Here is a 16,085-nt window from a genome sequence, read left to right as displayed (position 1 = left end):
TTCACATGTCAAATACAGCAAAGATTTATATTTTAGCATTGATAAGTTTTTTAGTTGGTACTTCACAATACATCATCTCAGGTATTTTGGATAAAATGGCAGATGCTCTAGGAGTGTCAATTGGAGCGGCTGGTCAATTAATTACAGCCTTTTCATTAGCCTATGCAATCGGTACACCTATATTAATGGTATTAACGTCTAAAATGGAAAGACGTAAATTACTGATCTATACGTTATTTGTTTTTATTGTAGGAAATTTACTTTCAGTGATTGTACCAGGGTATGGATTATTTATGATTGCTCGCATTATTATGGCTTTAAGTACAGGTGTAGCAGTCGTTACAGTTTTAAGTATCGCAGCAAAGATTGCCCCTGCTAATAAAAAGGCAAGTTCAATTGCAACAGTTGTCATGGGATTTACCGCATCATTAATCATTGGCGTTCCTATTGGACGTTTTATTACATCTACGTATGGCTGGAAATTTGTATTTATCGGTATCGCATTATTAGTTTTATTTGTCATTTTTATTGTTATAAATACAATACCAAAAATGAATGGTGATGCTTCAATCCCTTTAACGAGACAAATTGCTATGTTCAAAAAACCAAAAATTGCTTTAGCATTATCAATCACCTTCTTTTTAATGACAGGGTACGCGATTATTTTTACTTATTTATCTCCATTCCTTGTAAATACTGTAGGTATGAGTGATCATCTTTTAAGCATTACTTTTCTTGTTCTTGGAGTTGCAAGCTTATTTGGTTCTAAACTAGGTGGCTTAAGGGCAGATAAAAAAGGCGTAATTTTCACATTAAAAAGAGGGTTACTTGTAAACGTAACATCTTTAGTCGTGCTTTCATTCATATCACATTCAAATATTGCAGTATTTATTATATTGACAGTCTGGTCATTTGCAGCCTGGTCATCAGGTGCAACTCAGCAATATAATTTAGCAACGATATCACCTGAATCCTCAGATGTGTTGCTGGGTCTGAACCAATCCATGATGCAATTAGGTTTTGCTTTTGGTGCAGGTTTAGGTGGAGTAATTGTGGGGCAAATATCATTAACTTCAATTACATGGTTCAGTGCGTTAAGTGTTGTGTTTGCAAGTATTACAACATTGGGATTATCACGTTTCTTAAATAATAAAAAGGTAGTCAACCAAGATTTTGCGGCACAAAAGCGAGCTTGATCAAATTGGGAGTCTTAAATCGTTATCTTTGCATTTTGTTTACACAATTTGGCTAGTCAATCGACTAGCCTTTTTATATAGGGTTAATAGTCTTTTAGATAAGTTATAAAAAAATGGGCGGTCCATTTTAGCTGCGGCGATTTTTTTTTGCTTGTTGTACTAACAGGCAGATTACTTCAATAAGAGTATTAAGCAGGGAATAAATAAAATGAGGTGGACTATTAATTGTTGTCACAATTTATGGGGGTGGGGAATTGAGGATGGTTTTTATCGAAATCTCAACAAATTAGAAACTTACGCAACAATAAACAGCAAATTAAGTTTAATTTATCCAAAGAAGAAGATATTTATATTTCTTTTGGTCAAAAAAGAAAATTTGAATTTGATAGTCGATGTTCACGCCCACCACAACTTAAAGGTACTGTAGTAGCATCGATTTCCTGTAACAGAGATAAAAAAATAAATATTAGTTTCTATCCAATACCCCAAGACCTCTATCCCCAAATGGCAAATATTCAATTTAATAATGAGATATTGCCTTCAATTAAGGAATGGATTCATAAGCAAATCACGAAACCAGAACAGCCGTTTTAGGTGTAGAGCAATGTATCATCGAATGGAATGGAAAAACCCACTTATTACATCATCTAAAATTCCTGTAAATTGAAATGTTGATTTTCCATATTTATCTAACTGATGGAGTCCTATTATTTAATGTGAAAAGAATACCTAATAAGTGGGTGGTATCCGATGGATTGGATAGAAGTTAAAGATAGTAAAGATATTGAAAAACTTTTGGACAAATTTAGTAGATTTCATGATAGTTGTTTAAAGGAATTATATATGTGGACTGAGAGTTATGTTGATGAAAATTTATCGATGGGTATGTCACCCAACTCGATATTAATGTACGAATACATTTCCAAAGGCAGTTTCGTGACCCTTCTGCAATTGAGTTATTATTTGAAGGTGTAACCCAATTTCACATCGTTCCAAGTCCAATTAATTACGATTCAATCATTTATGATGCAAAACTGATTTTACAAAAAGGTTTATTTTATTGGGCTGATGACTATGATTGGGAACCCAAAGATTATACACTTGGCACTAATAGCTGGATTTCTTCCAAGAGTCTAAAGTGGCGTGATGCTAGTTCTTGGATGGGAAAACAAAATAGATACGGAGTAATTGACGGAGGCTAAAAAGAAGCATTCTTATTCAACAATCGGGCGCTTTAATTGAATAAGGATCACAGAAATTATCAAACTGTTTTATAAAAGACTGATTCACTTGAATATATTAAGAGCTTATTTTGATCAAACTTTTTCAAAACATGCTCTTTCTATTTGCTCTTTTATCAAGGTTTATAGAGTTAATTTAATCAAACTTTATTTCAAGGCTACAACTGAAATTGTTTCTGGCATTTAATTGATGTATTTTTCGGCAGTATATTTATTAATCTTTTTGAATCATTTCTCAGAGAGAAACTGTATAGTCATAAATATTTATACAGATTTTGTTAAACTTGCTTACTGAACAATCGGGCCATTTAGTTGAATAAATGGTTGTATAAAAAATGGGATTTCATACAGCTGTTAGGCTTCTTCAGAAGCCAAAACTTTGATTTATCAACCATGTATAAAACCCTTCATAAATGGTGGATTTGGGCATGTTGAACCCCTTTAGACACCAAGGGGGTTTTAAATATGCTTACTTCCTAAAGTTTCTATTATGTAAATAATGGTTCTGGTGAAAATATTAATTATTTGTGTTAACTAGCAAATTCAGTCTCAAACGAAGAAGTTAATAACATCTTTTCAATAGATTTTATAGGCGTAATAAGTGGTGAGTTTATATCATATTCCAAATGAATATCAATACTTGGAAATGAATTCCCTAATGGAACTGTTTTTACTGGAAGGGAGGTTAAATCTCCCAATTGGTGTAAACCAGTTTTCGGCAATACGCTGTATCCTTTATTGGAAGTAACCAAACTAAGCATGACATTGACATGATCCACCATTCGACACTTTTGAATATTTAATCTGCTCCTTAAAGTGTTGATGAATTTAGTATTGTTGGCTATTACAGGATTATCAAAAAGTAAGTAGGGCTTGTTTAAATACATGATATTATTGATATTATTGATATCCTTGCCAATCATATTCCAATCCTCATTCGAACATAAAAGCACCATCTCATCTTTAAACAGAACCTGGCTAAAATGCCTGGTTCTTTTCTCATTTTGATAATAAATGGCCATATGAATCTCATCATATTCCATCAATTCTTTTAACGTATTTGTCGGACGAGTAATAAAACTAAATTCGAGGTGTGGAAAGTGTTGGCTAAGCTCGGTAATAATGGCATTGGTAAAAACGGGAGCAAGCCATAGGTTGATTCCTATTCGTAAACACTCATTATGCTTGCTTACTTCTTGAACGGGCGTTTTAGAGACAAGGTCATGAAAGTCCTTTATTACGGTTGAAGCATTACTTAATTCGTGAAGAATGTGTACAACATAGGGTAAAAAGTATTGGCCCTGTTTGGATAGCTTTATCCCTTCCCAACTTCTTTCCAGCAGCTGAAAACCAAGATCTTTTTCCAATTTCCGAATCCGCGTACTTAATGTAGGCTGAGTTATGTGAAGATAAGCGGCAGCTTTGGAAATACTTTTTTTCTGAGCAACTGTTAAAAAAGACTCCAGACCTTGTAAATCCATTCAAACACTCCTTTGATAGAATATTCTATCTTTTTATAGATTTTATAATAATTTTTCTATGTGCTCAATACGAATGATTGGTGTAAATTATCCCATAAATAGTTTCTATGGCCCAGAAAAACGCATTATATAGTCTTTTAGAGGATATAAAAATTATTTATTACTTTTGAGTACAAAGAAAATGCTATGCTAAATTAACCGAAAATTATTTTCTGAAAAAATTAATTATTCTAAATACTAGGGGTGAAAGAATGTTTCATACAAGTTTAGAAGGTCAAATGATAGCTGCTGTTAAGGACACCGTAAGGAACTGGCGAAGATATCTTCATCAAAATCCTGAATTGTCCTTTCAAGAAGAAAAAACCTCCCAGTTTGTCTATGATGAGCTTATATCATTTGGCGGACTAACAGTAACCCGACCAACCAAAACGAGCGTGGTCGCTTCACTAATGGGAAGCCAGCCGGGAAAAGTTTTAGGTCTGCGTGCGGATATGGATGCTCTTCCCATCCATGAAGAAAATAATATGGACTATACTTCGGGAAATTTTGGAGTCATGCATGCCTGTGGTCATGACGGACATACAGCCATGCTGCTTGGTGCCGCAAAAGTCTTAACACAAATGAAGGATGAGATCAAAGGAGAAGTCAGATTTATTTTTCAGCATGCGGAAGAGCTGCCGCCTGGCGGTGCACAGGAATTAGTGAAAAGCAGGAGTTGTCGATGATGTCGATTATATTGTCGGAATCCACCTTATGTCGACACTGCCTATAGGCAAAATTGGCATTGTCTATGGACCGGTTACGGCAAACTCGGATATGTTTGATCTAAAAATTATCGGTAAAGGCGGACACTCATCAGAGCCTGAAAATTCCATTGATCCAATCGTTATGACTGCTCAGTTCATTACAAATCTTCAGCAGATCGTCTCGAGAAATTTGGATCCAAAAGAAAAATTAGTCATTTCTACGACCACGCTTCAAGCTGGCAGCGCCAAAAATGTGATTCCGGAATTTGTTCAAATTGGTGGTTCCGTCAGGTCCTTTAGTCCGAAAGTGAGAGAGCAAGCCATTTCGTTAATTGAACGAATCGCAAAAGGGGTTACACAAGCTCACGGCGGCTCTTATGAATTTCAATATCATTACGGCTACAGTACCGTTTTTAATGATGCTGACTTAACCAAAATCGTGGAAGGATGCATTACCGAAGAGTTTGGTAGCGAATTTGTTCTCTATGGAGAAGGGGCAATGGGAGGAGAAGATTTTTCCGCCTACTTGGAAAAAGCACCTGGCTGTTTTATTCCTGTAGGAGCGGGAAATGCGAAGAAAGGAATTGTTCATCCACACCATCACCCGCGTTTTGACATTGATGAGGAATCTTTGGAGTATGGAGTTCGTATTTTTGTCTCTCTTTCAAAGAAAATTTTAGGAAGGGGTTAAGAGAATGATTGGAACCATTAAAGTGGACGAATTAATCCATTCAGTGAAAGACACTGTGATAGAGTGGAGAAGATATCTCCATCAACATCCTGAATTATCGTTTAAAGAGAAAAAGACATCTCAATTTGTCTATGAAACTCTTGAAAGCTTTCGGAATTTGCAAATTTCGAGACCAACCAAAACAAGTGTCGTTGCACGGTTAATTGGCACTCAACCAGGACGTGTCCTTGCCTTAAGGGCAGATATGGATGCGCTTCCAATCCATGAGGAAAATGACTTTGATTTTGTTTCGAAAAATCCGGGTGTTATGCATGCCTGTGGTCACGATGGCCATACTGCCATGCTCTTGGGAGCTGCGAAAGTTCTTTCCCAATTAAAGGATCACATTAGCGGTGAAGTCCGGTTTCTTTTTCAACACGCGGAGGAACTGCCTCCTGGTGGAGCGGCAGAAATGGTGAATGCCGGGGTTCTTGATGGCGTGGACCAGATCATTGGTTTACATTTAGCCTCACCGTTCCAAACAGGTAAAATCGGCATCGGCTATGGCCCTGTTTCCGCAAACTGTGATGTGTTCAATATAACGATTAAAGGCAAGGGCGGTCATTCCTCGCAGCCAAATACGGCCATTGACCCTGTTGTCATTAGTGCCGAAGTCGTAAGCAACCTTCAGCATATCGTATCGCGGAATATCGCCACAAGTGAAAAGTCGGTTATTTCTGTTACACAAATCCATGGCGGTTCGGCACAAAATATCATCCCGCAATCCGTAGAATTAAATGGTACCGTTCGAAGCTTTGATCCAAAAGTGAGAGAAGAGATTCCTAAATTAATGGAAAGGATCGTTAAGGGAATTACGGAAGCTCATGGGGCTTGGTATGATTTTGATTATGAATTTGGCTACAGCTCCGTTGTCAATGAGGAAAAACTGACAAAGAAAATGGAAGAACTCATTGGAGAGGTACTCGGAGAGGAGTTTATTCTCCATTTAGAATCCGGTGCCATGATGGGAAGTGAAGATTTTTCAGCATTTTCACAGGTGGTCCCGGGCTGCTTTCTAATGGTTGCTGCAGGAAATGAAGAAATGGGAATGGTTTATCCGCATCATCATCCAAGGTTTTCAGTTGATGAAGCTGCGCTTGAGCATGGGTTAAAGCTTCTGGTCCATGCACCGTTTAAGCTCAATAAGAAAGAGTAATAGATTGTAAACAAATAAATGTCAGAAAGAAGGTAGGAAGTGTCATGAATCCGGTCATCGCGACATTAATCGTTTTAGCCATCATTACGGTAGGAGAAATTATCTCTATTTGGACGAGAGCTAAAGTGCCAACTTTGCTTGTAGTCATGATCATTATTTTTACTGGTTTTAAAACAGGAATTGTACCTTCTAATATCATTGAAGCCTCGACATTTGCCGTTGTCGGTACGGTGTTGCAGCCGGCTTTGCTCGTACACATGGGAACCTTAATCCCAATGAAGGTCATGAAAAGTCAATATAAAGCTGTTTTAATTACCTTGATCGGTTTGGCCTGTTCTATTGCTTTGATGCTTCTTGTGGTGCCCCTAATCTTTGATTATAAAACGGCAGTGGCAGGAGCAGGGCCATTAACAGGTGGTTTGATTGCCTATCTGGTCACGTCTGAGGCTCTTCAAAAAGCCGGATTAACAGCTCTACTTGCCATTCCTATTATTGTTCTTACTCTACAAGGAGTCGTTGGCATGCCATTAACAACCCTTTTGTTACGAAGACATGCAATGAATCTTCGTCGAACGATGGAAGCAGGTACATTCGCTGCAGCAGCTATTGCTGATGATGATGTAATAGAACGGGGTACACAAAGTGAAGTGTCCAAAAAAAGAAGTCTTATTCCAGAGAAGTATATGGATAGTGCCTTTATTCTATTATTCTTAATCTTTATTGGTGGTGCCTTATCTGTATGGTTAGATGGTCTTACCGGCATTAGCTATAGCCTTTGGGGTTTAGCCATCGGGATTATCGGTGCTTACTTTGGTTTTTATCCTGAAAAGTCATTAGAAAAGGCGAATGGATTTAGCATTGCGATGGTTGGTTTAGTATTCCTTGTTCTTGGTTCGTTAGCCTCCATTACGTTAGAACAAATGGTCAGCGTTTTGCCGGCCGTTGCCGTGATCCTTATCGTAGGTACCATTGGCCTCGTTATCGGAGGATTTATTGGTTCAAAATTATTTAAATGGGACTCTAATAAAGGAATTCCCGTTGTTTTAACAGCATTGTATGGTTTTCCGGGTGACTATCTTGTGTCACAAGAAGTTAGCCGAAGTATTGGAAGGACGAAGGAAGAAGAGGAGAAAATCCTGGGCGAAATCTTGCCACCGATGCTCATTGGCGGATTTACTTCCGTTACCATCGCATCTGTTATTATTGCCAGCATTCTTGTAAAAACATTATAGGGCCGGTGCCTGTCACCGCCCGAAGTTTCTTGAAGATTGAAGGTTTTTAAATTCATTATAGGGGGATCGAAAAATGGCCTATAAATTAGTGAAAAATGGAAGTCTTATCGACGGGACAGGCAAGGGAATCAGTACGAATGCCGCAGTTTTGTGTAAAGACAATCGTATTGTATCAGTGGGTACCATCCATGACATTAACCTCCCTAATGAGACGATTGAAATTTTGGATGCCCAAGGCGGCTTTATTCTGCCGGGATTGATCGATACCCATGTTCATATGATGGTCGAAATAAAGGATATGCGCGAGATGTTGGTCACACCATTTTCTCTTAAATTCTATGAGGCAATCGAATATATGAAGCGAACCTTGTATGTTGGAATTACCTCGGTTCGAGACGCGGGTTTCACGGATTTCGGAGTCAAGCAGGCGGTCGAAAAAGGGTTGGTCAAAGGGCCGCGCATGCAAATTAGTATTAATCCTTTAACGATTACAGGCGGGCATGGAGACTCCTGGATGCGTTCCGGTATCGATGTCACAAGCAAAAGCTATCCGGGAATGCCTTCCGGTATATGTGACGGTCCGGAACAAGTTCGGAAAAAGGTAAGAGAAATGCTGCGAGCTGGCTCTGATATTATTAAAGTGCACGCAACAGGAGGTGTCATGAGCCCCACTGACCATCCAGAATTCACCCAATTTTCACAAGAGGAGTTATCCATCATCGTTCAAGAGGCAGCCTACCGCCGTGGAGTTAAGGTTATGGCCCATGCTCAAGGGACGGAAGGAATTAAAAATGCTGTCCGGGCTGGTATCCATTCCATCGAGCATGGCATTTACCTTGATGATGAGGCGATTGAACTTATGCTCGTAAAAGGAACGTATCTTGTTCCAACCCTGCTTGCCCCTGTTTCCGTACTGGAAGCAAGTAAAGTCAATGAAGATATGCCTGCATATGCAGTAGAAAAGGCACGTGAAGTGGTAGAAATTCATCGGGAGAGTATTTCCAAAGCCTATAACGCGGGGGTGAAAATTGCCATGGGAACTGATGCAGGGGTAATGCTGCATGGAACAAACCTGCGTGAACTAGGTCTTATGTGCGATATTGGGATGTCGCCAATGGAAGCGATCGTTGCAACAACTAAAGTAGCGGCAGAATGCATGGGCTGGGGAGATAAACTGGGCACTATTGAAACCGGAAAATTAGCAGACTTTATTATTACCAAAACCAATCCGTTGGAAAACATTAGGTCCCTGGAAGATAGCGATAATATTGTCGTGGTTGTCAAAGATGGAATCATCGAAAAAGACATCCGTGTTAAAAGTAAACAAACGGCCGTTCAACGATAATTTTTAATCATAAAAATGCCTGAATTCAGTATGGGATTTAGGCTTTTTTGAAAGAAAGATAAATTCTGGGGGATATGGGTTCCCCCTCTGTTCGTTTTTTGCTACTATTGAGTGACAATAAAGATGTTTCCCTTATAATAAAGTCGTTTCATTTACAAAAAAGATGTTTCAAACCTCATCTCACTTATTCCAGAAAAGGGCCAGATAATTGAACAACACCTTTAAAAAAAATTGAATATGTTTAAATATAGTTGAGATTATGAAGGATTGTACTTAAACGAACGGGACAGGTTACTACAAGAGGGATGTTGATTCATATATTGGGAAAAATACCTATAAACAATTGAAAAAATGAAAGTAGGTATTGGAATGAAGAAATTTCTTTTAATCACCTGTATCCTTAGTTTAATTTCTATAACTCCTGTACAAGCAGAAACAGAAAAAACTCGATATGAAATGTTACTGGAAGATGTCATCTTTACATTTTTAGACCCATTAGAAGATAAAGCAATTAATGATTATTTTGGTGAAATCAAACAGTCCACTTTCTGTAAGTTTATTGAGGTCAAAAGAAAACCGAATATGGGTTACGCTTACGAAATAACATATCAATTCCAAACATTTGAGGGAGCACATAAACCTCCATATCATTTGTTTACCCTCACTGTCGAAAATGAAAAACTTACAGAGTGGACATTAAAAGATGTAATTGTTGAAAGGTTAGATGGGAAAAAAATTAAGTGTCGAAAACCTCTTCAGGTTAAGTAGATACATACTCCATTAAAGGGGGGGCTATTCTGGAGTATCCATTGATGTTCCAAGACGATCTTCAGCAATCGGGCGCTATTCTTCGATAAGACAACATAAATGATCTTCAACAATCGGGGGCTTTAATTGAATAACATAGTAATCGTCCATTTTAGTGTTCAAACTAGGGGTGTGAAAATTGATGAAGAATTATAGTGATAACTGGTATTTGATACTAAATAAAGTAAATGTCTCTTTTGTTCTATATGTATTATCATTGTGTTTAATTTCTTTCACTTTAAATATGATAGGATTAATAAAATTTGAGTTAAAAGACTTATTCACATATACCTATATTCATTTCTTCCTTTTCTTAGGGGTTATATTTTACGCTTTACCTATATCAGTTTTAACTGAGGCATTTTCAAATAAAGTCCCTTTGAACTCAAAAGTTTTATTCAAATTTGTTTTATATTTAGGTTTTAGTATTCTATTTAGCTTTCTGTTTCTTTCTTATACTAGTGGTTTTAGCTTTATTTCTATATTTGTGGCGGTTATGTTTTTTATTCTGGAACAAATATCCTTAAAATTCCCATTTAATAAATTCCCTTTACTCATTAGATATTCGTATTTTATTTTCATTTTTTCCATTGCAATATTTTCTACTATAGGTTTTACAATTGAAATTTTAAGATTACTGGAAAATGGAATATAAGTTCACGAGTTGGATAGAGCAAAATCCCATTATTCTTTTATGTCAATTTTGTCAATACAGTTAACTTTGATTTAAATCCTTATTCCACAATCGGGCCATTTAATGGAGTAAGAACTTCAATTAATACTTGTTATTATTTTATGAGATGTGAAGGAATGTACTTAAATATAAGCAGGTTAGTTTAAGTGAAAAACATCACAATCTGAATGATTTATTATTGTAAAGTAAAAAACCATTTTCCAATTAAAGCAGATTACTCTTTACCTCCTGTGCTACAGGGATATCCTTTGGTTTCTCCAGCTACCGAGCTAATCTGATAACTGCATCCAACATGGATGAGTTCCCCAACATGCTCGCAGAAATAATAACAGAACTAAAAAGAACCTTGTACTTAAATTTTTCCCATATAAAGATAAATTGACTAGCTTCTGATTGAAGAGCAATCAATTTATCTTTATTCACCTGGTTCTCTGTATAAATTAACATTTATGGAAGAGCGGTTAGAGTTGTCCATTTAATGTCAATTTATCCAATTAGTATTTTCTCTTCAGCATAACGTATTTTTGCATTATTATTTGAACGGAGTGCAAGTGCGAAGGCCATAGTTAATGGGCCAACTCTTCCGATAAACATCATAATAGTGATGAGTATACGTCCCATAGGGCTTAACTCCGGAGTTAAGCCAGCACTTAATCCAACTGTTCCAAAGGCTGAGACTGTTTCAAATGCCAACTTAGACATATCAGCTCCTCTTTCTGTAATGGTAAGCAAGAAGAAAATGACAAAAATAAAGATAATGCCTGAAACGGCAATTGATAAAGCCCTAAACACAAGGGATTTAGGTATCCTGCGATTATAAATATTTATATCTTCTTTATTCCTTAATACGGACCATAGCGCGAAGAGCAATAAAGCAAAAGTGGTCACTTTAATTCCTCCTCCAGTAGAACCAGAAGATGCTCCTATAAACATTAAGCCTGTTATATAAACTTGTGAACTTAACGTTAATTGACTTATATCTACAGTATTGAAGCCTGCCGTTCGAGGTACAACCCCTTGAAAGTAAGCAGCCCACCATTTATCATTCGTCCCTAAATTCCCTAATGTAGCAGGATTATTAAACTCTAATGCAAATATAATCAGTGTGCTAACTACATTAATTAGGATTGTAAATAACAATGTAATCTTGGTGTGGAGAGAAAACTTTTTAAAACGCTTCTTTTCATAAATATCTGCTACTACAAAGAATCCAATTCCACCAAGTATAAATAATAAAGTAATGAAGATGTTTACAGTTGGATCGCCTACCCATTTACTTAAACTGTCTGGTTCTAAGCCAAAACCAGCATTATTAAATGCAGAGATAGAATGGAATATTCCGAAATAAATGGCTTTTCCCAAACTCATCTCTTGTGACCAACGAATGGCAAGAGCTAGCGCTCCAATCGCTTCAACTATTAAGGTAATAATGATGATACGCTGGACTAATTTAATGATTCCTTGCATAGAGAAAGAGTTTATAGATTCTTGCAGCATATAGCCTTTGTTTCAACCCGATTTTTTTTCCAAGAATAATAAACATTAGAATTCCACTGGTCATAAACCCCCAACCGCCTAATTGGATAAGCACCAGTAAGACAATTTCTCCGAACAATGTAAACGTGGTGCCCGTATCAACGACAGCTAACCCAGTTACACAAACAGCAGAGGTTGCTTCAAAAAGAGCATCAATGAAACTTAGATGATGCCGGTCACTCGTAGCAAAAGGAATCATTAACAAACAGGTTCCAAGTAATATTAATCCCATAAATCCAAGCAGCAATATATGTGCAGGATGCAATCGTATTGTTCTTCTTTGGTTTTGATTGGCTTTTAACATGATATCTCCTTTACTACATTTATTAGATAAATATCTTATTAATGGTTTATCTCTCACTTGCTTTAGGAGGTTTTAGAATTATCCCCAACTTCTTGGCTACAGGAAATGGGAATTAAACAAGTATGGGTTAAGGCATCTAATCTCTATCACAAGAAAGTACTTGAGAAAATAGGTGCGGATCGTGTTATATTGCCTGAACATGATATGGCAAGACGAATTGCTCATTACATCGGATCAGAAAAGATTATTGATTATATTGAACTTTCCTCTGATTATAGTCTTGTTGAAATCAAAGCTACAAAAAAATTGAGTAATAGAAGCCTTCTTGATTTAGATGCTAGAGCACGGTATGGTTGTACCATTATTGGAATTCAAAGAAATAATAAAATGATTATATCACCTTCGGCTATAATATTAGAAAATGATATATTGTTTGTTATTGGTGATAATGAGGGTTTGACACGTTTTGAGGAAAATGAGGTATAAACGTTAAATACCTAGTTAGTATAGGTACTAGGATAGATCCATGCTTTAGTTACTACTGAGCACTATCTATTCTACTGTTTCCAATGGATAAGATCTAAGAATCAATATATAAAAACAAATGCTTTTTTCTCTTTATCCCATTAATCAGTCACTTTATAATACATAACCTATTTTTTTCTTTTTTTCTTATACAAGAGCTTAACATTTCTACAAGAACATCATTGTTAAAAATCACTTCATCAGCACCTGCACATTTAGCTTTTTGTATATTTTCCCTTAGTAATATTTGAGCAAAGCAATGTGCCTTTTTATTCAAATTTCTTATTGATAAAGTATTAATAAGAGTTTGATTGTCAACTTCACGTAAAACTCTTTCAAATCAATTTTTCAATACCTTTTAGGTCTATATCATTTTTAATTCTGTATTCAACGTGAAAAGAACCCTCAGTTCCTGTCTCTATCATTTCAGTGCTTCCACTACCCATTGAAGTCATTTTAATAAACTGACTTCCTCTTAATATTTCCATTTTGGAGGCTAATTTTTTGTTTGGTGTTACAACTACTTCGCGTCCGTAAGGATTCTGCCCAGGGTAATCAAATTCACTTTTAAATGGGGTTGAACCTGTATTTTTTAATTTAATATCGTAACGAAGAATTTTTTCTGCTTTAATAATTGTGGTTTGAATATTTGATATTTCTAATTGACTTGCCCTATCAAATCCAGTAAGTGGAATCAATGTAATAAGCATTATAACTAATGTTAATTTTCTAATGATAATACTTTCCTTTCTAAGTTATATATTTTCGACTTTAGTATTTACGTCAGATTCAGGGTTATTCAACAATCGGGCGCTTTAAATGAATAAGACAAATAAAAAGTCGATTCATTTAGTTAGCTAAAAGTGTCCTTTTTATATGGAATATTATCCACTCGGGATAAAAGGAGAATTAGGCTACCAATATTGTAGTTTTTTGTTGAACGGGTGCGTTTCTTCAAGAAGGAGATCTCACCTATATATTGAAGTAAAGTGGCAGCAATGTTCGAAATTAACGTATACAAAAGCAGGTAATTGATTGTTGGAAGAGAAGATAATCATGTCATAGATGATTCTACAACAAAAATGGAATGAGAAGGTAAAAATAAAAAAATGCAAATTAATGGGGTCCAGAGCAAAAAACGCGAATTTTGTACGCTAAGCAAATTTGAACATAAAGTTAGCCGATATTCTGTACGCTAAGGAATATCGGCTTCATTTTTTATTGATTAAGAGGACGTAAAGAATTTATTGTAGGAATTCGTTGTAAATCAAATCTATATTCACCCAGAAAATTAATATGCTCCCATCCTAATGGAGAAATGTGCTGTAACAATTCTTCCTGTAGTGTCCCTTTTTGTTTTAGCGTTTTTGTTGCTTTATTTTACTTGATGATCTTTTCGTATCTCCCTCACAACATGTGCCATCTCAAGCAGAATCATTTTTTTCATCGCAAGAGAGACAGCTCCAGAAGAACCCGGCATGGAGAAAATAGCGGTATCATTTGCAACTCCAGCAATGGCTCTGCTCATAATGGCAGCTGAGCCAATATCTTCCGTATAACTCAACATCCGAAAGATTTCTCCGAATCCGGTTAATTCTTTTTCCAATAGGCTTTGAACAGCCTCAATGGTTACATCCCGTTTAGCAATTCCTGTTCCGCCATTAAGCAAGATCACATCAATTTCCTCATTCGCACAGCCTTTTTTGATGGCTTCCAGAATCTCTTCGTATTCGTCCCTGACAATCAGATAATCTTTTACTGTACAAGAATAGTCATCCAGCAAGCTCTTGATCAACTTTCCGCTTTTGTCCGTCTCAAAGATGCGCGTATCACTGACTGTTATAATCATGCAAATCAAATTTATTGGAGCTTCTGCTTTATGCTGCTGTACACTCATTTTGATGCCTCCTTTTTTGATCAATCAAATTCTTTAAACGTTTTACAGAGATCACTCTTTTTCCTGCACTCTTCATCCAAGTATATCCTGCTTTCAAACGCCCGATCCTGGCCAGAATACTTCCCGCAATAGGCTGGCCCCTCTTGATCCAAATCGGCAAACACGAGCTGGCAAATTCGTCTTCCTGAGCTCAACTCAATGGGCACCTGATTGGCATTGTACAGTTCGAGGGTAATGTTTCCTTCAAATCCAGGGTCAACCCACCCTGCATTTTGGATGAAGAGCCCGAGTCTCCCGATGGAACTCCTGCCTTCGACGAATGCCGTAACGTTATTTGGAAGTTTAATCCATTCGAGAGTCGTGCCAAGGACAAATCCATGGGGAGGAATAAGAATCTTATCCTCGCAAAACTCTTTATAACTAGCCGCCTTTTCTAATGAGAGATAAGGAACAGAAGTTTCATCAAGGCTTAAAAAATGATTCCCTAAACGCAAATCAACGGAAGCAGGCTGAAATTGAGTTTCTGTGATGGGAGTAATCTGCAGCTTTTTATCCATCATCTTCTTTTGAATGGATTGGTGGGAAAGAATCATACATAAAGACCTCCAAGGTTATTGAAAAGATAGTAAACACTCCACTTGCAAAACGTAATGATTACGATTTATAATGGTTATTCATAATCTACCACTTCTCTTCAATTTGAACAAGTTTTTTTAAGGTGCCTGATTATGTATCGACCGCCATTGATTTAAACGATCGTAAGGTGATAAGGAGGACACACATATGGCTACATGGGATTTAACGAACACAAAACATCATTTGATGCTTTGCAACGGAAGCAGCTGTAATAAAGCCGGAGCAGAAGAATTAACCCAAGTCATCCGAAAAGAGATTTCGGACCGAGACTTGGATGAGGTCATTCACACGACTCGGACACGATGCAATGGACGATGTCATGATAAGTGTGTGGTCATCGATTATCCATCGGGAACCTGGTATATGGACTTACAGCCGCAAGAGGCCTCTTGTTTTGTCGACTCTCTTCTTGAAGGAGAGGTATATAAGGAAAAGGTAAGCCATGTCTTTAATGGGAGCGGTTTTGACCGATCTCCTCATGCTGTAAAAGGAGTTCAAAAGGAAAAGGAAAACGTCATTAGAGTCTCAAAATAAGCCCAATGGAGATGAAAAAAATGAA

At 36.9% G+C, this 16,085-nt stretch carries 12 protein-coding genes and 3 pseudogenes; 9 read left to right on the top strand and 6 right to left on the bottom strand.

Annotation, left to right across the window (positions count from 1 at the left end):
- Positions 1–5 precede the first annotated feature (5 nt).
- Complete coding sequence (locus tag QFZ72_RS28285) at positions 6–1,196, top strand: MFS transporter (protein WP_307440411.1); 1,191 nt, start codon at positions 6–8, stop codon at positions 1,194–1,196.
- A 1,771-nt stretch (positions 1,197–2,967) separates the two neighbouring features.
- Here the strand turns inward: QFZ72_RS28285 and QFZ72_RS28280 are convergent.
- A complete protein-coding gene (locus QFZ72_RS28280; RefSeq protein WP_307440409.1) occupies positions 2,968–3,918 on the bottom strand; it encodes a LysR family transcriptional regulator in 951 nt (316 codons plus the stop codon).
- 251 nt (positions 3,919–4,169) lie between these two features.
- Between QFZ72_RS28280 and QFZ72_RS28275 the strand changes: the two are divergent.
- The 6 genes and pseudogenes from QFZ72_RS28275 (at position 4,170) to QFZ72_RS28250 (ending at position 10,589) form a co-directional block, all read left to right on the top strand.
- Positions 4,170–5,355, top strand: a pseudogene (locus QFZ72_RS28275) (amidohydrolase).
- 4 nt (positions 5,356–5,359) lie between these two features.
- Entirely contained in the window at positions 5,360–6,550 is a 1,191-nt protein-coding gene (locus QFZ72_RS28270) for an amidohydrolase (protein WP_307440408.1), read from the top strand.
- 44 nt (positions 6,551–6,594) lie between these two features.
- Positions 6,595–7,782: a hypothetical protein gene (locus QFZ72_RS28265; protein WP_307440405.1), complete on the top strand. Its 1,188-nt coding sequence runs from the start codon at positions 6,595–6,597 to the stop codon at positions 7,780–7,782.
- Positions 7,783–7,855: 73 nt separating this feature from the next.
- Positions 7,856–9,127, top strand: a complete 1,272-nt coding sequence (locus QFZ72_RS28260) for a metal-dependent hydrolase family protein (protein ID WP_307440404.1) — start codon at positions 7,856–7,858, stop codon at positions 9,125–9,127.
- A 369-nt stretch (positions 9,128–9,496) separates the two neighbouring features.
- Complete coding sequence (locus tag QFZ72_RS28255; protein ID WP_307440402.1) at positions 9,497–9,895, top strand: DUF3888 domain-containing protein; 399 nt, start codon at positions 9,497–9,499, stop codon at positions 9,893–9,895.
- 178 nt (positions 9,896–10,073) lie between these two features.
- Positions 10,074–10,589, top strand: a complete 516-nt coding sequence (locus QFZ72_RS28250) for a hypothetical protein (protein WP_307440399.1) — start codon at positions 10,074–10,076, stop codon at positions 10,587–10,589.
- Positions 10,590–11,114: 525 nt separating this feature from the next.
- Here QFZ72_RS28250 and QFZ72_RS28245 read toward each other — a convergent pair.
- Positions 11,115–12,468, bottom strand: a pseudogene (locus tag QFZ72_RS28245) (TrkH family potassium uptake protein).
- A gap of 105 nt (positions 12,469–12,573) precedes the next feature.
- Here QFZ72_RS28245 and QFZ72_RS28240 point away from each other — a divergent pair.
- The gene (locus tag QFZ72_RS28240) at positions 12,574–12,954 is read left to right on the top strand and encodes a potassium channel family protein (RefSeq protein WP_307440397.1); all 381 of its coding nucleotides are present in this window, start codon (positions 12,574–12,576) and stop codon (positions 12,952–12,954) included.
- Between the two features lie 374 nt (positions 12,955–13,328).
- Here QFZ72_RS28240 and QFZ72_RS28235 read toward each other — a convergent pair whose 3' ends face one another.
- The 4 genes and pseudogenes from QFZ72_RS28235 to dcd all read right to left on the bottom strand — a co-directional run bounded on the left by QFZ72_RS28235 (position 13,329) and on the right by dcd (position 15,483).
- Positions 13,329–13,703, bottom strand: coding sequence for a hypothetical protein (locus QFZ72_RS28235; protein WP_307440394.1), 375 nt, complete (start codon positions 13,701–13,703; stop codon positions 13,329–13,331).
- Positions 13,704–14,211: 508 nt separating this feature from the next.
- Positions 14,212–14,370 (bottom strand): annotated as a pseudogene (locus QFZ72_RS28230) (Tn3 family transposase); the annotation flags it as partial.
- On the bottom strand, positions 14,369–14,890 hold the full coding sequence (locus QFZ72_RS28225) for a MogA/MoaB family molybdenum cofactor biosynthesis protein (RefSeq protein ID WP_307440391.1): 522 nt from the start codon (positions 14,888–14,890) through the stop codon (positions 14,369–14,371). The pseudogene QFZ72_RS28230 and the gene QFZ72_RS28225, both read right to left, overlap by 2 nt.
- Before the next feature lie 20 nt (positions 14,891–14,910).
- The gene (gene dcd / locus QFZ72_RS28220; RefSeq protein WP_307440387.1) at positions 14,911–15,483 is read right to left on the bottom strand and encodes a dCTP deaminase; all 573 of its coding nucleotides are present in this window, start codon (positions 15,481–15,483) and stop codon (positions 14,911–14,913) included.
- 190 nt (positions 15,484–15,673) lie between these two features.
- Between dcd and QFZ72_RS28215 the strand changes: the two genes are divergently transcribed.
- Positions 15,674–16,060 carry a (2Fe-2S) ferredoxin domain-containing protein gene (locus tag QFZ72_RS28215; protein WP_307440385.1) on the top strand — a complete coding sequence of 129 codons (387 nt, stop codon included), beginning with the start codon at positions 15,674–15,676 and terminating at the stop codon, positions 16,058–16,060.
- Positions 16,061–16,085: the final 25 nt, after the last annotated feature.

The sequence above is a fragment of the Bacillus sp. V2I10 genome (assembly GCF_030817055.1).
GTDB lineage: Bacteria > Bacillota > Bacilli > Bacillales > Bacillaceae > Bacillus_P.
Note: the sequence above shows the minus strand (reverse complement) of the source record. Positions and strands in the feature narration are given on the sequence as shown.

Excerpts from the sequence above, each read along its gene's own strand:
- QFZ72_RS28260 (WP_307440404.1), top strand. The coding sequence starts at position 7,856 with ATGGCCTATAAATTAGTGAAAAATGGAAGTCTTATCGACGGGACAGGC.
- QFZ72_RS28225 (WP_307440391.1), bottom strand. The coding sequence starts at position 14,890 with ATGAGTGTACAGCAGCATAAAGCAGAAGCTCCAATAAATTTGATTTGC.
- QFZ72_RS28240 (WP_307440397.1), top strand. The coding sequence starts at position 12,574 with ATGGGAATTAAACAAGTATGGGTTAAGGCATCTAATCTCTATCACAAG.
- QFZ72_RS28280 (WP_307440409.1), bottom strand. The coding sequence starts at position 3,918 with ATGGATTTACAAGGTCTGGAGTCTTTTTTAACAGTTGCTCAGAAAAAA.
- dcd (WP_307440387.1), bottom strand. The coding sequence starts at position 15,483 with ATGATTCTTTCCCACCAATCCATTCAAAAGAAGATGATGGATAAAAAG.
- QFZ72_RS28285 (WP_307440411.1), top strand. The coding sequence starts at position 6 with ATGTCAAATACAGCAAAGATTTATATTTTAGCATTGATAAGTTTTTTA.
- QFZ72_RS28235 (WP_307440394.1), bottom strand. The coding sequence starts at position 13,703 with ATGCTTATTACATTGATTCCACTTACTGGATTTGATAGGGCAAGTCAA.
- QFZ72_RS28255 (WP_307440402.1), top strand. The coding sequence starts at position 9,497 with ATGAAGAAATTTCTTTTAATCACCTGTATCCTTAGTTTAATTTCTATA.
- QFZ72_RS28215 (WP_307440385.1), top strand. The coding sequence starts at position 15,674 with ATGGCTACATGGGATTTAACGAACACAAAACATCATTTGATGCTTTGC.
- QFZ72_RS28270 (WP_307440408.1), top strand. The coding sequence starts at position 5,360 with ATGATTGGAACCATTAAAGTGGACGAATTAATCCATTCAGTGAAAGAC.
- QFZ72_RS28265 (WP_307440405.1), top strand. The coding sequence starts at position 6,595 with ATGAATCCGGTCATCGCGACATTAATCGTTTTAGCCATCATTACGGTA.